This is a genomic window from Lutimaribacter pacificus (assembly GCF_900142185.1).
In the GTDB taxonomy this organism is placed as follows: Bacteria; Pseudomonadota; Alphaproteobacteria; order Rhodobacterales; family Rhodobacteraceae; genus Lutimaribacter; species Lutimaribacter pacificus.
The window spans coordinates 38428-60598 of the sequence record NZ_FQZZ01000009.1 but is presented as its reverse complement, the minus strand read 5'-3'; the positions used below and the strand labels follow the sequence as shown (position 1 = coordinate 60598).

Sequence of the window (22171 nt, the reverse complement as noted above, 5' to 3'; positions counted from 1 at the left end):
ATGAGTGCAGCGCCGTGCGCCTGCGGTCTTCAACTGTCCCGGTCACTGGCCCGACTCCATGACATGATGATGTCTTGTAACATGTCAGGCGGCGCCCCGGGACGTGCAAGTCTGTTCCCCGGGAAAAACCGCAGCTGCGCGGCGTCAGGCGGCCCGGCCGAAGGACACCACCCGGTGAACACCGACATCGGGCTCGGGCGCCCCGTCCCGCGTTCCGGCGCGCAGCAGTTTCAGCCCGACCAGAACCCGGTTGGCCTGCGACGCCCAGATCGACGCCTCGTCGGGGGTGAAGCGCAGCAGGCGCACCTGCGGGTCGTCGCGTCCGCCCGCGAACCAGGCCGCCACCGCGACGTTCCACAGCGCGTCCAGCTTGTCGGCATCGGTCACGGTCTCAAGCCGGCCGGTCACCGCGGCCTGGTAATCCTCTTCCGGCGCCATGAAGATCACGCTGGCATCGGCACCGCCGCCGACCGCCGCGGCGAGGTCCGTTTCGCCCGAGGTGATGTACCACAGCACGCCGGCCTCGCGGTCGGCGAAATGCGTCATCGGCTGCGAATGCTGCGCGGCGCCGGTCACGCCGAGCATCGAGATACGGCTGCCTTCCAGACGCTTCCAAAGCTGTTGTTTCGCGTCCGTGTCGGTTTCCACCTGCTTTGCCATCTCTTTCTCCAATCGTTGCGGTTTCCGGCGCGGCCACGGGCGGGCACGCGCCGTTGCAGCCCCAACGGCAACGGCCGCGTCCGGTTCCATCCCGCAAGCGGGAGGCACAGCGCCGGTCAGGCGCGTTTCAGGGTCTCGGTCGAGGCGAAGAACATCGCCTGCGACACCGCCGTGCGCACCTGCGCCTCGGTATAGGGCTTGACGATCAGGAAGGCGGGCTCGGGCCGCTCGCCGGTCAGCAGGCGTTCGGGAAAGGAGGTGATGAAGATGACCGGCATGGTGCCGACGCTTTCCAGAATATCGTTCACCGCATCGATGCCCGAGGAATTGTCGGCAAGCTGGATGTCGGCAAGGATCAGGTCGGGCTTTTCGCGCTGGCCAAGCTGGACCGCGCCGTCCCGCGTGCGCGCCACGCCCGTGACCTGGTGGCCGATCTCGGCCACCAGCGTTTCCAGGTCCATCGCGATGATCGCCTCGTCCTCGATGATCAGCACCCGGCCCGCGATCGCATTTTCCATCTCGGTGAAGGCGGCGGCGACCAGCGCGTCGGCCTCTTCGGGCGAGACACCGATGATGGCGCCGATCTCGTCGGGGGTGAATTCCTCGATGGCGGACATCAGCAGCGCCTCGCGGCTGTTCGCGGTCAGCTTGCTCAGGTGCTGGTTGGCACGCGCACGCAGGCCGGTTTCCTCGCCGTCCGAGGGGGCGCCGCTGGAATGCCACAGCGAATGGAACACCTTGAACAGCGCAACCCTTGGGGCGAGATCGCCATCGAAGGTCGTGTCGTCGGCCAGGATCGCCTCCAGCGTGGCGGCGGCATAGGCATCCCCCGACGCCTGGCTGCCGGTCAGCGCACGGGCGTAGCGGCGCAGGTAAGGCAGATTGCTGCCAACAAGCTCTGCCAGACCGGGTTGTGCATTCTCGGTTTCCATATTTCCCATCCTTTTCGGCTCCCATCTTGCCCGTTTTTTCAAAATTTATGGAACCCAACCGCCATCCCGGCGTTAGGTTCCGTCCTGTTATGGAAAAAAACAAGGTTAGGATCAGACGGAATGGCGGGCGAAGGCAGCAACCGGAGACCGGGAACAACCGGCAAGTCACGGCAAATGATCGAGGAAAACCTCAGGAAGGTCTACCAGGAAATGGTCGATCAGGAGGTGCCGGACAAGTTCAGGGATCTTCTCGCGCAGCTCAGGAAAGCGGATGAAGAAGGCGACGCGAGCAAATGACCCCGACAAACCCGAAAGACGAAATCGTGGATCATTTACCCGCTCTCAGGGCGTTCGCCATGAGCCTGACACGCAATCCGGCGATGGCGGACGACATGGTGCAGGATGCGGTCGAAAAGGCGTGGCGCAACGTCGACAAGTTCACGCCGGGCACCAACCTGCGCGCCTGGCTGTTCACCATCCTGCGCAACACCTACTATTCCAACCGGCGCAAGATGAAACGCGAGGTCGCCGACCCCGAAGGCGTGTTCGTCGGGCAGCTTTCGGCCAAGCCCGCGCATGACGGGCGCCTTCAGCTTGCCGAATTCCGCAAGGCCTTCGCGCAGTTGCCGGACGAACAGCGCGAGGCGCTGGTGCTTGTCGGCGCGGGCGGCTTTTCCTACGCCGAGGCCGCCGAGATGTGCGGCTGCGCCGTCGGCACGATCAAGAGCCGCGCCAGCCGCGCCCGCGAACGGCTGGCCGAACTGATGGGGCTGAGCGAAGACGAACCGCTGGAAGCCACCGACCTGCAGACGATGGCCGTGGTGAACCAGCAAGCGGGCGGGGGATACTGAAGCGGCAGCCGGATACGGAACGTCCCGGCCTGCCGCGTGTTGATACAACCCGAAAGCAGCAAAGGAGATCTCATGACTGTCGCAAGAAGCACGGAACTCATAGCGATGTCGTCCTCGGGGTTCGACGACGCGATCACGCAGGGACTGGCACGCGCCAAGAAGACGCTGCGCAACGTGAAATCCTGCTGGATCAAGGATCAGGAACTGGTCGTCGGCGATCCCGATCAATACAAGGTGACGATGAAGGTCACCTTCGTACTGGACGACTGAGCAGGCAAGCGCACCACGACAAGCCGTGCCCGGAACATCCGGGTGCGGCTTTTCCCGCCACCGACGCCACGCCCGAACCGGGTTCGAGGGAACGGAGCACGGCCTCGTGCGTTTCAGGCTGAAGGGGGACGACGATGAGGAACCTTCGCAAGCGATTTCTGACAAAACCGGTTCACGGGCTGGCCCGCAAGGCGGTCCCGAGCCTGTCGGACACCGAAGCCGCCGCCATCGCGGCCGGCGAAGTCTGGTGGGAGGCCGAGCTGTTCACCGGCAGCCCCGACTGGGACAAGCTGCGGCAGGCCGCATCGCCCACGCTGAGCAAGGCCGAGCGCGATTTCATCGACGGCCCCTGCCGGGACCTGTGCGCGATGCTCGACGACTGGGAAATCAACCGGTCCCTCGCGGGCCTGCCCGAAGACGTCTGGGCCTTTCTGCGCAAACACCGCTTTTTCGGCATGATCATCCCCGAGGACTATGGCGGCCTCGGATTTTCCGCCTATGCGCATTCCGAGGTGATCCGGCTGATATCCTCGCGCTCCGTCGTCGCGGCAGTGACGGTGATGGTGCCCAACTCGCTGGGGCCGGGCGAATTGCTGCTGCAATTCGGCACCGACGAGCAACGCGACCGCTGGCTGCCGCGGCTTGCCGACGGGCGCGAGTTGCCCGCCTTCGGGCTGACCAGCGAAAGCGCGGGCTCGGACGCCGCCGCGATGACCGACAGCGGCGTGGTCTGCAAGGGCACCTGGCAGGGCAAGGAAGTGATGGGCATCCGGCTGAACTTTGCCAAGCGGTATATCAGCCTGGCGCCGGTCTGCACGGTGCTGGGCCTGGCCTTCCGCCTGCACGATCCCGACGGGATGCTGGGCGGCGACACGGATCGGGGCATCACCTGCGCGCTGGTCCCCGCCGACCTGCCGGGCGTGGAACGCGGGCGGCGGCACATCCCGTCGGACACGATGTTCCAGAACGGCCCGATCTCGGGCCAGGACGTGTTCATCCCGCTGGAGCACGTCATCGGCGGGCAGGACGGTATCGGGCGCGGCTGGGAAATGCTGATGGCGGCGCTGGCCGCCGGGCGGGGTATCTCGCTGCCGTCGCTGTCGGCGGCGGCAACCGCGCTGTCGGCGCATACCACCGGCGCCTATGCCCGTATCCGCGAACAGTTCGGCCTGCCGATCGGCAAGTTCGGCGGCGTGCAGGAACCCATGGCCCGGCTGGCCGCCGCCGCCTACCGGCTGGACGCCGCGCGGCGGCTGACCTGCGCCGGGCTGGACGAAGGGCGCAAGCTGGCGGTGATCTCGGCGATCATGAAATCGAACGCGACCTATACCATGCGCGAGGCGCTGAACGATGCGATGGACGTGCATTCCGGCAAGGCGGTGATCGACGGGCCGCGCAACTACCTGGCCCCGATCTACCGGGCGCTGCCCATCGGCATCACCGTGGAGGGCGCAAATATCGTCACCCGGTCGCTGATCATCTTCGGTCAGGGCGCGATCCGGGCGCATCCGCACCTTCTGGCCGAGATTGAGGCGCTGGACGAGCAGGACCCCGAGGCGTCGCTCGATGCCTTCGACCGGCATTTCTGGAAACATGCCGGGCATCTGCTGGGCAATCTCGGCCGCGCGGGCATACGCGCCTGGACCGGCGCACGCTTCGCGCCCGCCCCGTGGGCCGGACCGGCAACGCCGCTTTACCGGCAGGCCTCTCGCTGGGCATCGGCCTTCGCCCTGACGGTCGAGGCGGCCTTCGTCACGCTTGGCGGCGACCTGAAGCGGCGCGAGATGATCTCGGCCCGGCTGGGCGATGTCCTGTCCGAGCTGTATTTCCTGTCCGCCGTCCTGAAACGGTGGGAGGATGACGGCCGCCCCGAGGCGGATTTCCCGCTGGTCGCATTCAACGCGCAGCAGGGGTTCGCCCGGATCGGGCGCAGCCTGGACGAGGTGCTGGCCAACCTGCCGGGCCGGTTCGTGACCGGGCTGGTCCGGCTGACGATCCGCCCCGCCGCGGACGGGCGCGGACCAAACGACGCGCTGACCGCCGATGTCGCCGGGCTGATCTACGATCCGTCGGAGACCCGCGACCGGGTCACCGGGCGCATGTTCGACGGCTGCGCGCGCGACGGCATCGCGCTGCTGAACCGGGCCTATGCGCTGGTCACCGAAACCGAACCGCTGCGCAAGACCGTGCGCGAAGCGGGCAAATCGCTTGAGGATTGCGTCGCAACCGGCGTGATCGGCGCCGCGGACGCCGACCGGCTGAAAGAGGCCGAGGACGCGGTGCGCGAGGTGGTCCGGGTCGACGATTTCTCGCCCGGGGAACTGAGCCGCTACTACCGCTTCGCGGATGACAACGCGCAAGCCGCGAGAAAGGTCGCCGAATGACACGCCCCGTCTATATCGTGGATGGCGCGCGCACGCCGTTCCTGAAGGCCCGCGGCGGGCCGGGCCCGTTCACCCCGGTCGACCTGGCGGTGCAGGCGGGCCGGCCCCTGCTGACGCGCCAGCCATTCGGGCCGCAGGCCATCGACCTGGTGATACTGGGCTGCGTCAACGTGATCGCCGACGAGATGAACCCGGCGCGGGTGGCGGCCCTGCGGCTGGGCCTGGGCGCCGACCAGGTGGCCTTTACGGTGCAGATCAACTGCGGCTCGGGGATGCAATCCATCGACACCGGCTATCGCTACATCCGCGAGGGCACGCATGAGATCGTGCTGGCGGGGGGCGCCGAGGCGCTGAGCCATGCGCCGCTGGTGCTGCGCGAGGACGCGGTGAAATGGTATGCCCGGATGGCGCAGGCCGGCAACGCGCTGGAGCGCGCCAGGCTGCTGGGCGCGATCCGGCCGGATTTCTTCAAGCCGCTGATCGGGCTGGAGCGCGGGCTGACCGATCCAATCAGCACGCTCAACATGGGCCAGACCGCCGAGGTGCTGGCCTATCGCTTCGGCATCAGCCGCGCGGCGGCCGACGAATACGCGGTCGCCAGTCACAAGCGGCTGGCGCGGGCGCAGGCCGAAGGCTGGCTGGAAATCGAACCGGCCTTTGCCCGCGACGGGACGGTATACGACCATGACGACGGCGTGCGGCCCGACAGCAACACCACGGCGCTGGCGGGGCTGAAACCCGCCTTCGAACGCCCGCACGGCAAGGTCACGCCCGGCAACGCCTCGCAGATCACCGACGGGGCAAGCTGGGTGATCCTCGCCTCCGAAGCAGCGGTCGAGGCGCATGGGCTGACCCCGCTGGCCCGGATCGTCGACAGCGAATGGTCGGCGCTGGACCCCTCGGTGATGGGCCTTGGCCCGGTGCTGTGCGCGACCGAAATCCTCGGCCGGCGCGACATGACGCGCGAGGATATCGGCCTTTGGGAAATCAACGAGGCATTCGCCGCACAGGTGCTGGCCTGTCTCGCCGCCTGGCAGGACCCGGATTTCTGCCGCGACGTGCTGGGGCTGGACGCGGCCTTCGGCACCATCGGCCACGACCGCCTGAACGTCGATGGCGGCGCCATCGCGCTTGGTCATCCGGTGGGCACCAGCGGCAACCGCATCGTGCTGCACCTGGCCAACGCGATGCGGCGGCTGGAAACGAAACACGGCATCGCCACCGAATGCATCGGCGGCGGCCTGGGCGGTGCGATGTTGCTGGAGGCGGCGTGATGGGTGTGGTTCTGGATCACCTGGGCGAAACCCGGCTGGAGCTTGGCGCCGCACGGAACGCGGAGCGCAAGGGGAACTGGCGGATGGGCCGCGACGGCGACGGCATCGCCTGGCTGGCGCTCGACAAGCCCGACACGGGCACCAACACCGTCTCGGTCGGGGCGCTGCGCGAACTCGACGGGGTGCTGGGCGCGCTGGAAGCCGACCTGCCCGCCGCGCTGGTGATCCGCTCGGCCAAGACCGGCGGGTTCGCCGCCGGGGCCGAGATCGGCGAGCTGGCCGACCTGGCCGGACAGGATGCCGGGGCGCTGCTGCGCGAAGGCCACCGGGTTCTGGACCGGCTCGAGGCGCTGGAGTGCCCCACCGTGGCGGTCGTGCACGGCGCGGCCCTTGGCGCGGGGTTCGAGCTGGCGCTGGCCTGCGACCGGCGCATCGCGGTCGAGGGTGCCTCTTTCGGCTTTCCCGAGGTGCACCTTGGCCTGCATCCCGGGCTGGGCGGGACGTTCCGGCTGACCGGGCTGATCGCGCCCGACGCGGCGATGACGCTGATGCTGACCGGCAAGACGGCGCATACCGCGAAGGCCCTTTCGCTGGGCATCGCCGACGAGGTGACCGAGGAGCGCCATGTCGCCGCCGCCGTCCGGGCGGCGGTGACGGATGCGGATGCGCGCGGCCACCGGCTGAAGGCAATGGCGTTCGGAATGGCCCCGGCGCGCAGCCTTGCCGCCCGGCAGATGCGGGCCGGAACCGCCGAAAAGGTCCGCGAAGACCATTACCCGGCCCCCTACCGGCTGATCGACCTCTGGGAAGAACATGGCGGCGACCGCGAGGCGATGCAGGCGGCCGAGATCGCCTCGTTCGCCGCGCTGCTGGACAGCGCCACGTCACGCAACCTGATCCGCGCGTTCTTTCTGCGGCAGGGGCTGAAATCCGCCGGCCCGGGCGACAGCGATATTGCATGGGTTCACGTGGTCGGCGCCGGCGAAATGGGGGCCGGGATCGCCGCCTGGGCCGCCATCAGGGGGTGCCGCGTGACGCTGAGCGATCCCGACACCGCGGCGCTGGGACATGCGGTGCGCAGGGCCGGCCGGATCTGCAAGGACCGGCACCTGGGCACCGCCGGAACCCGTGACGCGCTTGACAGGCTGATGCCGGATCCGAACGGATACGGCATCGCGCAGGCCGATCTGGTGATCGAGGCCGGGCCCGAGGATGCCGGGATCAAACGCGGCATCTACGACATGTTGGGCAAAAGGATGAAACCCGGGGCAATCCTGGCCAGCAACACGTCGAGCCTGCGGCTTGCCGATCTGGCGCAGGGCGTGATCGGACCGGAGCGTTTCGCGGGGCTGCATTTCTTCAACCCGGTCGAAAAAATGGAGCTGATCGAGGTGATCCGGCAGGACCGGACCGGCGACCAGACGATCGACCGCCTTGCCGCGTTCTGCCGCGAGATCGGCCGCCTGCCCGCGCGGGTCGCCGATACGCCGGGCTTCCTGGTGAACCGCGCGCTCATACCCTATCTGATGGAGGCGCTGGTCCTGATGGAGGAAGGCGTCCCGAAGGACCGCATCGACCGCGCCGCGCTGGATTTCGGGATGCCCGCCGGGCCGGTGACGCTGGCCGACCAGGTCGGGCTCGATATCTGTCTCGACGTCGCCGAAAGCCTGTCCGGGCAGCTTGAGAAACCGTTTCCCGACATCCCCCGCGCGTTGCGCGACCGGGTCGCGGCCGGCGAAACCGGCAAGAAGGCGGGCAAGGGTTTCTATGACTGGTCCGATGGCCCGCCAGAGCCCGCCCCCGCCGAAGACGACGGCAGCAGCGACATGCCCGACGACCTGACCGACCGCCTGATCCTGCCGATATGCGATGCCTGTGTCACCTGCCTGCGCCAGCAGGTCGCCCGCAGCGAAGACGAGATCGACGCCGCGATGATATTCGCCACCGGTTTTGCGCCGTTCCGCGGCGGGCCGATGCGCTATGCCCGCGACCGCGGCCCGGAGGAGGTTCGCGCGCGGCTGGCCGCGCTGGCCGACGCCCACGGCCCCCGCTTCGCGCCGGACGAGGGCTGGGCGCAGATCGGTTAGGCCATGCAGCCGGTGCGCAGCCAGAATGCCGACGATCTGGCCCGGGCCATCGTCGCGCGGGTCGGCCCCGACATTCGCCTGGCCCTGCCGCTTGGGCTGGGCAAGCCGGTCACGCTGCTGAACGCGCTGACCCGCCTGGTCGCGGGGCGCCCGGATCTGAGCCTGACCGTCTTCACCGCGCTCACGCTCGAACGCCCGGCGCCCCCCGAGGATCTGGCGCGGCGGCTGCTGGGCCCCGCGCTGGACCGGCTGTTCGGCGCCTATCCGCAGATCGACTATGCCACTTGGCTGCGCGACGGGCGGCTGCCCGACAACATCGAGATCCGCGAATTCTTCCTGCTGGCGGGGCGCTGGATGGGCGTGAAGGCGGCGCAGCAGGCCTATGTCTCGGCGAATTACACACACGCGCTGGACGTCGTCGCCGACTGGCGGCCGAACCTGCTGCTGCAACTGGTGGCGCCGATGCCGGACGGGCTGAGCCTGTCGTGCAACACCGACATCACTGCCGACCTGCTGGAAATGCGCCGCGCGGGCGTGCTGGATTTTACCTTCGGTGTCGAAACCAACCCCGACCTGCCGCCGATGGGCGGCAGCGCCCGGGTCGCCGATGACGAGGCCGCGTTCCGGCTGGACCCGGAGGAGCCGTTCGAGCTGTTCTCGGCCGTGCGCCAGCCGGTGAGCGATGCCGAATACGCCATCGGCCTGCATGTCTCGCGCCTGGTCCGCGACGGCGGGACATTGCAGATCGGTATCGGCAGCCTGGGCGACGCCACCGCGCAGGCGCTTTTGCTGCGCGACCGTGACGAGATCGCCGACATCTGGGCGGCCTGCCCGTTTCCGCGCGGCAGCGCCTTTACTGACACCGGACGGTTCGAACACGGTCTCTATGCGGTGACCGAGATGCTGGTCGAAGGCATCCTGCAGCTGTTCGAGGCCGGGATCATCCGGCGCCGGGTGGCGGGCGCGGCCATCCACGCCGCGTTTTTCGTCGAGACCCGCGATTTCTATCGCCGTCTGCGCGACATGCCGCCCGAACGCCGCGCCCTGATCGCCATGGAACCCGTCTCTTTCACCAACGCTCTTTACGGCAAGGAGGCCGACAAGCGCGCCGCCCGCACCGATGCGCGCTTTGTCAACGCGGCGATGAAGGCGACGCTGCTGGGCGCCGCGGTGTCGGACGCCACCGAAGACGGCCAGGTGGTCAGCGGCGTCGGCGGGCAGGTCAATTTCGTCGAACAGGCCCTTGCGCTGGACGGCGCGCGCTCGGTCATCACGCTGCCGGCGACGCGCACCCGGCGGGGCCGGACGACCAGCAATATCGTCTGGTCCTATGGCCATGTCACCGTACCCCGGCACATGCGCGATATCGTCGTCACCGAATACGGCATCGCCGATCTGCGGGGCAAAAGCGATGCCGGGGTGATCGCCGCGATGCTGGAAATCGCGGACAGCCGGTTTCAGCCGGGCCTGATGCGGCAGGCCAAGGAGGCCGGCAAGCTGCCCCGGGACCACGAGATTCCGCCGGGCGCAAGGGGTAACACGCCCGAACGCGTGGGGCACTGGCTGGCACCGTTCCGCCAGGGCCGCCTGCCCGATTTCCCGTTCGGCACGGATTTCACCGAAACCGAACGGCGCCTCCTGCCCGCGCTGGACCGGCTGAAGCAATCCGGCGGCGCGCTGCGGGCGATCATTCCGCTGGCGCTGGCCGGGCTGGGCGGCGCACGGGGCGACGAGGCGGAATGCCTTGACCGCATGGGCCTTGCCGCGCCGCGCGGGATACGGGACCGCGCGCTCGGGGTGCTGTTGCGCGGTGCGCTGCGACGCACCGGGCGCTGATACCGCGGGGTCACAGCCTGCGGACCTTGCACCCTTTGCCCCTGCCCCGGCGGTGCGGTGGAAAACCCGCGTTGAGCCTGCCGCGCAAACTGCTACCCTGAGGGCATCCAGGGGTGTCCCGGCAAGGGGCTGAGAGTCTGCTGGCACGGCGGTCGAGGACGACACGGGCGGCGCAGTAACCCTTCGAACCTGATCCGGGTCATGCCGGCGAAGGGACAGGACCGCCGCGTTTTCTTGCCCTTGCCGGCCTCAGCACAGGAGGCCGCGATGCCCACACCCCCGACACCCGACCGCCCGATCGCCGCGACCATCGCGGTTGTCATCCGCGATGGCCAGGTCCTGCTGGTGCGCCGCGCCAATCCGCCCGATGCCGGGCGGTGGGGGTTTCCGGGGGGCAAGATCGAACGCGGGGAAACGCTCGCGCAGGCCGCCCTGCGCGAGCTGAAGGAAGAAACCGGCATCAGCGCAACCGAGCCGCGCATCTTCACCGCGCTGGACGCGTTCGACCACGGGCCCGGCGGCGACCTTCGCCGGCACTTCATCCTCGTCGCAGCACTGTGCCGGTGGACGGCGGGTGAGCCCGTCGCGGGCGACGATGCGCTCGAGGCGCGGTGGATCGACCTGGACAGCATCCACGATACCGGCCTGGCGCTGAGCCTCGATGTGGCCGAGGTGGCGGCACAGGCCGCCGCGCTGATGCAGACCGCGCAAGCCTGACCGCCACCCCGGTCCGTTTGCCCGCCAACACGCCCCGATCCACCGGGGCTGGCCGCATGGCCGGTCAGGCCCCGCCGTCCTTGTCCAGCGGCATGTAAAGGGCCCCGCCCTCGCGGAATTTCTCGGCCATCTTCGCCATCCCCTCTTTCTGGGCCTCGGACCGGATGTCGTGAGAGATCCGCATCGAGCAGAATTTCGGCCCGCACATGGAGCAGAAATGCGCGACCTTGTGCGCCTCCTTGGGCAGGGTCTCGTCATGCATGGAGCGCGCGGTTTCCGGGTCGAGCGAGAGGTTGAACTGGTCCTCCCAGCGGAATTCGAACCGCGCGCGGGACAGCGCATCGTCGCGGATCTGCGCCGCCGGATGCCCCTTGGCAAGGTCGGCGGCATGGGCCGCGATCTTGTAGGTGATCACCCCGGTCTTCACGTCGTCCCGGTCGGGCAGCCCGAGATGTTCCTTGGGCGTGACGTAACACAGCATCGCGGTGCCGAACCAGCCGATCATCGCCGCGCCGATACCGCTGGTGATATGGTCATAACCCGGCGCGATATCGGTGGTCAGCGGCCCGAGCGTGTAGAACGGCGCCTCGCCGCAGACCTCAAGCTGCTTGTCCATGTTGGCCTTGATCTTGTGCATCGGCACGTGGCCCGGCCCCTCGATCATCACCTGGCAGTCCCTGGCCCAGGCGATCTGCGTCAGCTCGCCCAGGGTCTCCAGCTCGGCGAATTGCGCCTGGTCGTTGGCATCGGCGATGGAGCCCGGGCGCAACCCGTCGCCAAGGCTGAAGGATACGTCGTAAGCCCTTGCGATATCGCATATTTCCTCAAAATGCTCGTAGAGGAAACTTTCGCGGTGGTGATGCAGGCACCACTTGGCCATGATCGACCCGCCACGGCTGACGATCCCCGTCACCCGGTCCACCGTCATCGGGATCATGTGCAGCCGCACGCCCGCGTGGATGGTGAAGTAATCCACCCCCTGCTCTGCCTGTTCGATCAGCGTGTCGCGGAACACCTCCCAGCTCAGGTCCTCGGCGATCCCGCCGACCTTTTCCAGCGCCTGGTAAAGCGGCACGGTGCCGATGGGCACGGGGCTGTTGCGGATGATCCAGTCGCGGATGTTGTGGATGTTGCGGCCGGTCGACAGGTCCATCACCGTGTCGGCCCCCCAGCGCGTCGCCCAGACCATCTTTTCCACCTCCTCGGCCATCGAGGAGGTCACGGCCGAATTGCCGATATTGGCGTTGATCTTCACCAGGAAGTTTCGGCCGATCGCCATCGGCTCGGCCTCGGGGTGGTTGATGTTGGCGGGGATGATCGCCCTGCCCTTCGCCACCTCGTCGCGCACGAATTCCGGCGTGATGAAATCGGGGATCTCGGCACCGAAACTTTCGCCGTCGCGGGCCAGCGCCTCTTTCGCGGCCTTGCGGCCGAGATTCTCGCGGATCGCCACGAACTCCATCTCGGGCGTGACGATCCCGGCGCGGGCATAGGCGATCTGGGTGACCGCCCGCCCCCCGGTGGCCCGGCGCGGGGTATGGCGCACCGGGAATTCCGGCACCAGCCGCGCACCCTCGGCAAAGCCGTTATCCTCGGGCCGCACATGCCGGCCGTCGTAGGTTTCGGTATCGCCCCGCGCGGCGACCCAGCCCTCGCGCAGGCGCGGCAGGCCGCGGTCGATGGCGATGCCGGCCGCCGGGTCGGTATAGGGGCCGGAGCTGTCATAGACGGTGACCGGCGGCTCGCCCGCGCTGGGATGCAGGTCGATCTCGCGCATGGGCACGCGGATATCGGGATGCCGCTCGCCCTTGTGCCAGACGCGGCGGGATGCGGGCAGCGGACCCGTGGTGACGGTCGGGGAAAGGTCTTTCATCGGTCGGAGCCTCCATGGCCATAAGCGTTGGAGACCCAGTTCCGCGTCGAATGGAGGAAGGCCCGCGATGAGTCCTGTGACGATTTCGCCCGCGCGGCCGGTGCACCATCCCTACGCCAGTGTGAACTGGATCAGGTTCGTCGGGTCACTGCGCCGCATATGCCAGCAGTATCTCAGCCCCTTGTCGGGACCCCCCGGGTGAATGCCCCCACCCTGCGCCGGATGCCGGCGGATTGTCAATGCGGGCGGGGCACGGAAGCTCCGCCTGCCTCACGTCCGGGCCTGCCCGGAAACGCCCGTCTCAGGTTTTCCGAAGGCGCTTTGGCGGCGGCAGCCGGAACAGGGTTCCGAAAAGGCCGTTCTTCGCGGCAATGACGACCACGACGAAGATCACCCCGATCACCAGCAGCCAGAGATCCCCCAGCGTATTCGACAAGGTGTTTTCGGCACCCGACACGACAAGCGCGCCGACCATCGCCGCAAGCGGCACCGCCCGCCCGCCGACCGCAACCCAGATCAGCACCTGCGTCGAAAGCGCGAACCCCAGAAGCGAGGGCGAGACGAAACCGAACTGCGCCGCGAACAACGCGCCGGACAATCCCGACAGGGCCCCGGCAATCACGAAAGCGACCGTCTTCAGGCGCCGGGTCTCGTAACCGAGATGGGCAACGCGGTTCTCGTCGTCCCTGATCGCCTCCAGAACCGTTCCGTAGGGCGACCGCACGATCGCCGTCACCCCGAGGAAAACCGCGAAAGCGACGCCCAGCATGATGTAATACATGGGCCTTTCGGCGATCATCTCCCCTCCCCAGGTGAAGGGCGCCACACCGAACAGCCCGTTATATCCGCCCAGAAAGCCTGACCTCGTCACGGCAATCTCGACAACCGCGGCCGCACAAAGCGTGACGATGGCGAAATGCGCCCCCGACAATCCCCTGCCGGCGAAGGTGAGCCATGCGAGAGCCCAGGCAAGCACCGTCGCAAGCCCGACCGCGAAAACGAGGCCGGTGAGGATGCCCGTGCCCGTTCCGGGCAGCATGTCCAGCGTGGCGACCGCGAACCCGTATGCCCCGGCCCCGAAGAAAATCGCCTGCCCGAAACTGAGGATACCGGCCTGGCCCCAGATAAGGCTGAGGCCCATCGCAAAAATTCCGTAGCACAAGTATATCGCAACCTGCGCCAGCAGCCAGTCATCGACCAGGACGCCGACACCGCACAGGATTATCCAGCACAGGCCCGTGGCGATAAGGCCGGTGCGGCCCTCGCGTTTCGCTCCGATCATTTCTGCCTCCGCTTCAGGATACCTTCGGGAAAGAAGCGGATCACGACCATCGCCATAAGGAACACGATGATCTGCGTATCGGCCTGCGACAGCCAGCCCGCAATCAGGTTCGAAGACCCCGATATCGCCGCAACCCCGAAAAGCGGCCCGATCAACGAATTCACCCCGCCAATCAGGATGGACAGGAAAGAGGGAATGAGAAATCCAGCCCCCATCTGGGGATCGACGCTCATTACCGGGCTGATGATCGCGCCGGCAAACCCCGCCAGGGCCGCGCCGAGGCCGAAGCTGGCCATATCCATGCGGCGCGTGTTCAGGCCCAGCGCCGACGCCATGTCCCGATTGGCGATCACCGCGCGCAGCCTGAGGCCCAGATTGCTGCGGAACATGGCAATATAGAGGACGAGTGTCAGAAGGATCGCGACAGCCATGATCAGAAGGCGCATTCGCGGGTAATCCACGCCAAAAACATTCATGACGCCGGGCAGCGGGTTCGCCACGCTTTGCGCGGTCGGCCCGAAGACAAGGATAACGCCCTGTTTCAGGATCAGCGACACCCCCCATGTCGCCAGGATCGTATCCAGGAAACGGTGATAGATCCTTCGGACGACCAGCGCCTCGACCAGAAGCCCCACGACCGCCCCCGCGACGGGCGCCAGCGCCAGGGCAAGCCAGAAGCTGTATCCGGCGCCGGTTATCCCAACCACCGTATAGGCGCCGACCAGCAGGAACTCGCCATGCGCCATGTTGATAACATTCATCAACCCGAAGATGACGACCAGCCCGAGAACGACCAGCATCAGCAACGAGAAATAGTTCAGCGTATCGAGGAAAAGCTCCATGGAGACCTCAAATGGACAGGTATTTCGAAAGACGTGACTGATCCTGGCGAATCCCCGCCGCAGCAACGCCGCTTTCGGCGATCGCCCCGTGATCTACGAAGGCCAGGCTGTCGGCCCAACCGTCGACCATGGCCAGGTTCTGTTCGGCCATCAGAACGGTCAGCCCGGTCGTGTCGACGATTTCACGAAGTTTTTGCGCGATCTCCTGCACGATCGAGGGCTGGATACCTTCGGCGGGTTCGTCCAGAAGCAACAGGCGCGGTTCTCCGGCAAGCGCCCGGGCGATGGCCAGTTGCTGCTGCTGGCCGCCCGAAAGGCTGCCTGCCCTTTGCCTGGACCGCTCCGCCAGGATCGGAAACAACTCCAGCAGATGCCGCGGGACCGCCGGGGACAGCCCGGGTTTGGCGATGCGCCCGATGGTAAGGTTCTCGGCAACCGTGAAATCGCCGAATATCTCCCGCCCCTGCGGCACATAGCCGATACCGCGCTGCGCCCTGGCGTAAGAGGCCAGGCCGGTGATGTCCTCGCCGCCCAGCCCGATCGTGCCCTCGCTGGCCCGAAGCAGGCCGCAAATCGCGCGCATCAGCGTGGTCTTGCCCATGCCGTTCCGGCCCAGAACGGCGACGAACGCGCCCTCGGGCACCGAAAGGTCAAGCCCGTCCAGAACGCGCCCGCCTCCGGGGTATCCCGCGGCCAGTTGCCTGATCTCAAGCATCCGCGCCCTCCCCGAGATAGGATCTGATCACGCGCGGATCGTGGCGGAGGGTTTCATAATCCCCGCGCGCGATGATCCGGCCCTCGTTGGCGACAAGCACCGGTTCGGCCAGGGACCGCACGAAATGAAGGTCGTGCTCGACGATAAGCACCGTCAGCCCGCGTTCGTCGCGCAATTGCCGGACCAGCGCGGCAACCGCCTCGGTTTCGGTAACCGACATCCCCGCGGTCGGTTCGTCGAGCATGAGAAGGCGCACATCGCCCGCAAGCAGCATCGCTATTTCCAGCCTTTGCTTCTCGCCATGCGCCAGTTCGCTGACGCGGACCTGCAGCTTCGCACTCAGGCCGCACAGATCGGCCAGCTCGTCCCGGCGCACCGCATCGGGCCGGACCCGCAGCAAGGCCCCGACCCCGTACCTTCCGCCATGGCAGGCCAGAGCGGTTTCGAGATTCTGCGCAACGCTCAGTTCCCCGAAAACGCCGGGCACCTGGAACTTGCGCGCAATGCCCAGGCGCGCGATCCGCGCGGCGGTCATGCCGTCGATCCGCTGGCCGGCGAATTCCACGCGGCCGGCGGTTGGCCGCAGCGATCCGTCGATCACGTTGAACAGCGTCGTCTTTCCGCAACCGTTCGGGCCGAGGATGGTATGAATCGACGCCTCTTCCAGTTCGAAACTCACGTCGGACAGCGCGACGACCCCGCCAAAACGTTTGGCAAGGCCGTCGACTTTCAACAAAGGCGCTGGCGCCTCCACGCCGGTCACGTGCATTGATCGGTCGCGGCGATACGCCCCAGTTCCTCGATCACCTCGAGGCGGCCGCCCTGCGCCTGCGCGATCAATACGTTCAGATCCACATGACGGTCGCCGGGCCGCAGATAGACCTCGCCATTGCCCGACATCAGCGTCTGATCGACCATCGCGTCGGTCACGGCCTCCCTGTCGTCGCCGCCCGCCCGGCGGACGCCTTCGATATACATCCGCGCCAGGCTCCAATGGGCGTCGACCGTGTTCGAAACGATGGCATCGGCACCGAAACGCGCCCGCACCCGCTCTTTCAGGTGCTCGGCCTCGGGGCTGGTCAGCGACGAGGTGAAATTCGTGGGCGCGATGATCCCCTCGCTTTCCTCGTCGCTCAGCCCGGCAAGGTAATTTTCCGAGAAGCCGAAGAACACCACCTGCGTCGTCTTTTTCATCCCCGTCGCGGCAAACTGTTTGACGAACGTGATCGCATCGGCCCCGGCGATGGAAATGACGACCGTTTTCGCCCCGGAATCGCGGATCTTGCGCAGAGTCGCGGTGTAATCCTTCGCGCCCCAGGGGGTATATTCCTCGCCGACGACCTTGCCGCCGGTCTTGTCGCATTCCGCGATGAACGCGGCATTCATCTCGCGGGGCCAGACATAGTCGGAGCCGACCAGATAAAAGCTGTCGCCCAGGTTTTTCACCGCATGGGCGACAATGGGAACGACCCAGTGATCGGGCAAGGCGCTGTAGCAGGAGATGTAGCGCGAACAAACTCCGCCTTCGTAGTCGGTTGCATAAAGCAGCGGGGTTTTCCCGCGTTCGATGGTCGGCCGCATGGCGTCCCTGTTCGCACTGGTCACCGGGCCGATGATGGCCGCGACCTTCTGGCGGCGGATCAGGTCGTTGGCGCGCTCGACCGCCGTTTTCGGGTCGGTCGCGGTATCCGCGCGGATCAGTTCGAACATGCGCCCATCGACGCCGCCCGCGTCATTGGCGTCCAGAAAGGCCAGCTCGGCACCGTTCGCACCCTGCTGGCCAAGCGCCTCAAGCCCGCCGGTGAACGGCTGCAGCACCCCGATGCGAATGGGCTCGGCCTGCTGGGCCACGACGGGCGCCGCCAGCGAGGCAACCGCCGTCGCCCCTCCGAGTTCAAAAAACCTCCGACGGGTCAGATTCTGTTTTCTTCCGGTCATTTTCGTTCTCCCTGTTCTGTTATCTGGTTGGCGCCCAAGCCCTGTCAGGTCGGCGCGGTTTCGAATTCCGGCAGGTTCTCCAATGTCCCCTGCCCTTTCAGCGCGGCGATGGTCCGGGCCGAATCCGTCACCACGCCAAAATGGGTTGCGATGTCGTAAAGCGATGAGTCCTGCTCTCTCGGGCCGGTTGCCGCGCAGGCATCATGGGGCACGACAACCCGGTATCCGTTGAAAAACGCATCATGCACCGTCGAACGGACGCAGATATTCGTCACGACACCGAAAACTATCAGCGTGTCGATCTGATTGTCGCGCAACGTCAGGTCGAGGTCGGTGCCGAAAAAGGCGCTGTATCGCCGCTTGACGAACAGGAAATCGCCAGCGTCCCGTTCAAGTTGCGGCATGACCTCAACGCCTTGCGTGCCCTCGATGCAATGCGGCGTCCGCTTGAGGAATTCCCGGTCCTGACGCACCCCGGGCCGGTGGCAATCCACGACCCATCCGACCATCGCGTTGCGCGCACGTGCTGCGTCGGTAATCGCATTCTGCACGGGATAAAGCCTTTCCGCCCCGGGCAACGGCATAAGCCCGTCTTCGTCGCAGAAATCGCGGATCATATCGACGACAAGCACTGCCGTCCTGTCGGGAACCAACGTCCAGGCGTTGGATTCCGAGCGTTTGGCCGAAAACACATCCATCGGTGGCCTCTCCCTTTTTCCTATGAGGAAAAGCATAGTAATCCGCTTCGATCAGCGTCAACAATTATTTCGTCTACGATGTAAATGTGACGTGTTCGACCGCGACAAATAAAACCTAAGCAATTGAAAAATATAATATCATCCGGGTTTACCAATCAGAAAGCACAACCTATGATGCGTAAATCTATAGCATTGTGACACCGCTCAGATGACGAGTGCAGCCAGGACAGGCCATCCCTGAATGGACACCGCCGGAAACGCAGAGGCCGAAAACAAGACGCAGCCCGCCAACTCGCACACGGCGGAACCGGTCCGGCAAGCCTATGACCTGCAGGAAAGCATCGGCTTTCTGCTGCGTTCGGCGAACCAGTATGCCGTGAGCCGTTTCAACAATTACATGGCCGAGATTGCCGGCCAGTCGTCGATCACCACCACGCAATTCGCCACGCTGACGACGATCGGCCGGTTTCCGGGCATTTCCTTCAGTGCGCTTTCGGCCTTTACCTCCATCGACATGCCCACGCTCAACCCCATGATCGCCCGCCTCGTCGGCCGAAACCTGGTAACGGTTCAGGTAAACCCGAAGGACAAACGCTCCCGCTGCCTGTGCCTGACGGAAGAAGGCCGGGCGGTTGCCGGGCAGTTGGAAGGGCACGGGCATTGCATTTCGGACTTCATCTCCGAAAACCTCTCTCCGACGGAAACCCGGAGACTTGCCGCGCTGCTGAAGAAACTGGTCGGGTAACGCATTTACGGGAAAGGTCTCGGACCGGGCACCTATCTTGACTGCCCCCCGCCCGCTCCGGCATCACCCTCTCATGAAAGCGGGATGTCGATATGGAACGTGGTGCCCACGCCCAAACGGCTTTCATAGGAAATCGCGCCGCCCATCCGTTCGATCAGGAGCTTGGCGATATGCATACCCAGCCCCGATCCGCCAGAGACATGCGACGCCGCGCTTTCGATCTGGTTGAACCGTCCGAAAACCCTGTCTTCCTGACCCTCGGGAATGCCGATGCCGCTGTCCCTGATCGAAAACCGCAGGGCTGAGCCGACGACCCCGGCCGCACATTCCACCTGCGCCCCCCTGGCCGAGAACTTTACCGCGTTCGATATCACGTTTCCGACGACCTGCTTCAGCCGGTAGGGATCGGCGCGCAGCGTCACCCCCGGATCGTCCGAGACGATCACGATCCGAACACCGGACGCGTCGGCATAGGCGTCGTATTCCTCGACCATGTCCCGCAGGAAACCGCCCGCATCCAGATCCTCGGACTCGAGCGTTATCGTGCTGAGGTCGAGCTTTTGCAGGTCAAGGACATCGTCAATGAGCTTGATCAGCCGGAGGCTGTTTCGCTGCGCGATGGTCAACACGTTCTTCAAAGGGTCGCCCAGCTCACCGACGACCCCGTTCAGCGCCAGGTCCAGCCCGCCTTTCACCGATGTCAAAGGTGTCCGCAATTCGTGGCTGATCATCGCCATGAACTGGGATTTCGCCTGGTTGGCCGCCTCGGCATTGGCCAATGCCTCGCGCAGGGCTTCGGCTGAACGCTCCCTTTCGGTGATGTCGACAAGGGACACCACCCAGCCCAGCAGGTTGCCCTTCGTCTGGACCGGGCTTTCGATCGGAAGCGCGCGCGGATCGAACACGCGCCCCATGTACCGGATGGGATCGTCGCATTTCAGCTCACCCGTTTCCGCGAAACCGGCAAGGACCGGACCGATCAGGCCCAGCCGGTCGAGCGGCTCCCCCTCGCGCGGGAGCGACTTTCCGAAGGTTGCCTTCGCGGCCGAGTTCGCGCCGACGAACCGGCCGCCCGCATCCATCAGGATCACCGGGTCCTGCGTCGCGTAGAACAGCACGCTCCGCCCCTGCGCGGCGGTATCCATCATGGTGTTGTTCACGATCAGCCAGCTCAGCGCGATCAGCGCCACGGCGAACATGAACGGGGTCGGGTCGAACCCGTATATGGTAACGCCCCAGCCGATATAGGCCAGGTTGGCCGACAGGGGGGCGGCGGTAATCAAGATCAGGACGCCCAGGAAGGGCCGGATGCTTTTCTTGGCCTTGAGAAAGGCATAGGCCAGCACGCCCAGGGCGCTCAGGACAAAGATGTAAAGCCCCGCGGCGACGGTATAGAAAAGCGGCCCGTGGTCGAAGATCACATATGCCCGCCCGCCCTCGGTCACGAGCCGGGTGCCGGTGCCGTAGAGAAGCTGCGTCCGGCCATTGGTCAGGGCAATGAGCCCCACCAGGCACGGCAGACCGAGATAGAGCAGTCGCCGGACCAACTGGCGTTTCTCTTGCGTGTTCAGGGTATAGTCGTAGACGAAGAACGCCCAGGCGATGGGAAGCAACGTGATCCCCGGCCAGGCAACCAGCGACCAGCCGACCTTGCACGCTTCGCTTCGTGCGCCAATATCGAACACCACCGTGAACAACCACCACAGCATCGCGCTCAGCGTCAGGACAAAGGCGGTTTTCCCCGCAAAGCGATGGTGACGGATAACCCAGATCAGGATAGCGGCGCAGATCACCCACAAGAGGGCGGCAACGGCAGAGGGGGCGGCAAGGGCCAGGTTCGTCAGACAGGTCATGGCTTGGCAAAAGTGCCCAATTTGGAATGCGCGGTCGCGGCATCCGCGAAGGAGGAAGGCATCAAACGCCTGAGGCAACGGGCAAAAAAAACCGAAGGCTCCGGCACCTGCCCGGACATCACCGGACCACCAGGCCGCAAAGCCCCATACGGCGCGCCCAGGGATAGGGGGAAACAGGCCGCGCCTCACTCACCAGACGCGGCCCGTCTATGGAAAAGGGAGCGCGGATACAAGTTTAAATTGTCCCCGGGCGCCTGTTCGGGGGCACGCGACAGCCCATGCGCGCCTGAACTGGCGATATGCATGGGATCACAATCTGTGGGCATGATCCCATGCATATCGGCATGAAACCCCGTCATCGGGCCCGGACAGTCACCCGCGATGTCGCGCTGTCGGACGGGCTGGCCCCTGATCTGCCGTGATCACTGTTTCCGAAGCCGCCCGAAGGCCGGCTGGTTCGTTGCCGCGGTCAGCCCACCGTCAACCGCAAGATTGACCCCGGTGATGTAAGAGGCGTCCGACGAAGCAAGAAAGGCGATTGCGGCCGCCATTTCATCCGGCGTGCCGGGCCGCCCCATGGGAAGCCTGCGATCATACTCGGCCCTGATCTCGGTATCCTCCATCATCCACGCGGTGCGGGGGGTCGCTGTCAGGCCAGGGCACACCGCGTTGACGCGCACGTTCTCCGGCGCATGATCGACGGCCAGTGCACGGGTCAGGTTGACCACCCCGCCTTTCGCCGCGTTATAGGCGAACAGGCCATTGTCGCCGAACAGGCCAGAAATCGACGCGGTGTTCACCACCGCGCCTTGCGTCCGGGCCAGGTGCGGCATGGCCGCCCGGCACGCGTAGAAAACAGAATCCAGGGTCACCGCGATAACCTTGTGCCACGCCTCCTGGTCCAGTTCGGTCACATAGGCCAGCGCCCCCGTGCCGGCATTGTTCACCAGAACATCCAGCCGACCGAACCGCCGAACGCCATCGTCGATAAAGGACTGGACCTGCCCGATGTCGGTCACGTCGCATTCCCGCAGCAAAAGCCGGTCTTCCGGCAGCGCCAGTGGTGCAACGGCCGTTTTCAACGCCTCCAGCGAAATATCCGAGGCACAGATCATGGCCCCTTCGGCGGCAAATCTTTCCAGGGCGGCAAGCCCGATGCCCGATGCCGCTGCCGTGAGGGCCACGACCTTTCCGCTAAACCTCTGGGTCACTGC

Annotated in this window: 20 protein-coding genes and 2 riboswitches; of the genes, 9 read left to right on the top strand and 11 right to left on the bottom strand. The window is 66.0% G+C overall.

The window, feature by feature from the left end; genetic code table 11:
- Positions 1 to 144: 144 nt before the first annotated feature.
- Both F3H87_RS18390 and F3H87_RS18385 read right to left on the bottom strand, forming a co-directional pair.
- Positions 145 to 660, bottom strand: a complete 516-nt coding sequence (locus tag F3H87_RS18390) for a pyridoxamine 5'-phosphate oxidase family protein (protein WP_149789363.1) — start codon at positions 658 to 660, stop codon at positions 145 to 147.
- Positions 661 to 776: 116 nt separating this feature from the next.
- Positions 777 to 1592, bottom strand: a complete 816-nt coding sequence (locus F3H87_RS18385) for a response regulator (protein WP_149789362.1) — start codon at positions 1590 to 1592, stop codon at positions 777 to 779.
- Positions 1593 to 1712: 120 nt separating this feature from the next.
- Between F3H87_RS18385 and F3H87_RS21870 the strand changes: the two genes are divergently transcribed.
- The 8 genes from F3H87_RS21870 (at position 1713) to F3H87_RS18350 (ending at position 11011) form a co-directional block, all read left to right on the top strand.
- The gene (locus F3H87_RS21870) at positions 1713 to 1889 is read left to right on the top strand and encodes a NepR family anti-sigma factor (protein ID WP_188129261.1); all 177 of its coding nucleotides are present in this window, start codon (positions 1713 to 1715) and stop codon (positions 1887 to 1889) included.
- Positions 1886 to 2443: an RNA polymerase sigma factor gene (locus F3H87_RS18380; RefSeq protein WP_149789361.1), complete on the top strand. Its 558-nt coding sequence runs from the start codon at positions 1886 to 1888 to the stop codon at positions 2441 to 2443. The genes F3H87_RS21870 and F3H87_RS18380 overlap by 4 nt, the downstream gene beginning before the upstream one ends.
- 72 nt (positions 2444 to 2515) lie before the next feature.
- Positions 2516 to 2713: a dodecin family protein gene (locus F3H87_RS18375; protein ID WP_149789360.1), complete on the top strand. Its 198-nt coding sequence runs from the start codon at positions 2516 to 2518 to the stop codon at positions 2711 to 2713.
- A gap of 134 nt (positions 2714 to 2847) precedes the next feature.
- Positions 2848 to 5097, top strand: a complete 2250-nt coding sequence (locus F3H87_RS18370) for an acyl-CoA dehydrogenase (protein WP_149789359.1) — start codon at positions 2848 to 2850, stop codon at positions 5095 to 5097.
- The gene (locus F3H87_RS18365; RefSeq protein ID WP_149789358.1) at positions 5094 to 6371 is read left to right on the top strand and encodes an acetyl-CoA C-acetyltransferase; all 1278 of its coding nucleotides are present in this window, start codon (positions 5094 to 5096) and stop codon (positions 6369 to 6371) included. The genes F3H87_RS18370 and F3H87_RS18365 overlap by 4 nt, the downstream gene beginning before the upstream one ends.
- Positions 6371 to 8458: a 3-hydroxyacyl-CoA dehydrogenase NAD-binding domain-containing protein gene (locus F3H87_RS18360; RefSeq protein WP_149789357.1), complete on the top strand. Its 2088-nt coding sequence runs from the start codon at positions 6371 to 6373 to the stop codon at positions 8456 to 8458. The genes F3H87_RS18365 and F3H87_RS18360 overlap by 1 nt, the downstream gene beginning before the upstream one ends.
- 3 nt (positions 8459 to 8461) lie before the next feature.
- Complete coding sequence (locus F3H87_RS18355; protein ID WP_188129260.1) at positions 8462 to 10294, top strand: acetyl-CoA hydrolase/transferase C-terminal domain-containing protein; 1833 nt, start codon at positions 8462 to 8464, stop codon at positions 10292 to 10294.
- Positions 10295 to 10393: 99 nt separating this feature from the next.
- Positions 10394 to 10529: riboswitch (TPP riboswitch) on the top strand.
- Between the two features lie 32 nt (positions 10530 to 10561).
- Complete coding sequence (locus F3H87_RS18350) at positions 10562 to 11011, top strand: NUDIX hydrolase (protein WP_149789356.1); 450 nt, start codon at positions 10562 to 10564, stop codon at positions 11009 to 11011.
- A gap of 64 nt (positions 11012 to 11075) precedes the next feature.
- Here the strand turns inward: F3H87_RS18350 and thiC are convergent, their stop codons facing one another.
- From thiC to F3H87_RS18315, 7 genes are all read right to left on the bottom strand, one after another.
- Positions 11076 to 12884 (bottom strand): phosphomethylpyrimidine synthase ThiC, encoded by a 1809-nt coding sequence (gene thiC / locus F3H87_RS18345; protein WP_149789355.1) that lies wholly within the window; start codon positions 12882 to 12884, stop codon positions 11076 to 11078.
- A gap of 90 nt (positions 12885 to 12974) precedes the next feature.
- Positions 12975 to 13091: riboswitch (TPP riboswitch) on the bottom strand.
- A 94-nt stretch (positions 13092 to 13185) separates the two neighbouring features.
- On the bottom strand, positions 13186 to 14166 hold the full coding sequence (locus tag F3H87_RS18340) for a branched-chain amino acid ABC transporter permease (protein WP_149789354.1): 981 nt from the start codon (positions 14164 to 14166) through the stop codon (positions 13186 to 13188).
- Positions 14163 to 15008: an ABC transporter permease subunit gene (locus F3H87_RS18335; RefSeq protein ID WP_149789353.1), complete on the bottom strand. Its 846-nt coding sequence runs from the start codon at positions 15006 to 15008 to the stop codon at positions 14163 to 14165. The genes F3H87_RS18340 and F3H87_RS18335 overlap by 4 nt, the downstream gene beginning before the upstream one ends.
- 7 nt (positions 15009 to 15015) lie before the next feature.
- Complete coding sequence (locus F3H87_RS18330; RefSeq protein WP_149789352.1) at positions 15016 to 15723, bottom strand: ABC transporter ATP-binding protein; 708 nt, start codon at positions 15721 to 15723, stop codon at positions 15016 to 15018.
- The gene (locus F3H87_RS18325) at positions 15716 to 16459 is read right to left on the bottom strand and encodes an ABC transporter ATP-binding protein (protein WP_149789351.1); all 744 of its coding nucleotides are present in this window, start codon (positions 16457 to 16459) and stop codon (positions 15716 to 15718) included. Before F3H87_RS18325 ends, F3H87_RS18330 begins: the two co-directional genes overlap by 8 nt.
- Before the next feature lie 23 nt (positions 16460 to 16482).
- Complete coding sequence (locus F3H87_RS18320) at positions 16483 to 17661, bottom strand: substrate-binding protein (protein WP_149789350.1); 1179 nt, start codon at positions 17659 to 17661, stop codon at positions 16483 to 16485.
- Positions 17662 to 17705: 44 nt separating this feature from the next.
- Positions 17706 to 18359 carry a cysteine hydrolase family protein gene (locus tag F3H87_RS18315; RefSeq protein WP_149789349.1) on the bottom strand — a complete coding sequence of 218 codons (654 nt, stop codon included), beginning with the start codon at positions 18357 to 18359 and terminating at the stop codon, positions 17706 to 17708.
- A gap of 241 nt (positions 18360 to 18600) precedes the next feature.
- Between F3H87_RS18315 and F3H87_RS18310 the strand changes: the two genes are divergently transcribed.
- On the top strand, positions 18601 to 19104 hold the full coding sequence (locus tag F3H87_RS18310) for a MarR family winged helix-turn-helix transcriptional regulator (protein ID WP_149789348.1): 504 nt from the start codon (positions 18601 to 18603) through the stop codon (positions 19102 to 19104).
- A gap of 71 nt (positions 19105 to 19175) precedes the next feature.
- Here the strand turns inward: F3H87_RS18310 and F3H87_RS18305 are convergent, their stop codons facing one another.
- Both F3H87_RS18305 and F3H87_RS18300 read right to left on the bottom strand, forming a co-directional pair.
- A complete protein-coding gene (locus F3H87_RS18305; RefSeq protein WP_149789347.1) occupies positions 19176 to 20957 on the bottom strand; it encodes a histidine kinase N-terminal 7TM domain-containing protein in 1782 nt (593 codons plus the stop codon).
- A gap of 422 nt (positions 20958 to 21379) precedes the next feature.
- Positions 21380 to 22168, bottom strand: coding sequence for an SDR family NAD(P)-dependent oxidoreductase (locus tag F3H87_RS18300; protein ID WP_149789346.1), 789 nt, complete (start codon positions 22166 to 22168; stop codon positions 21380 to 21382).
- Positions 22169 to 22171 lie beyond the last annotated feature (3 nt).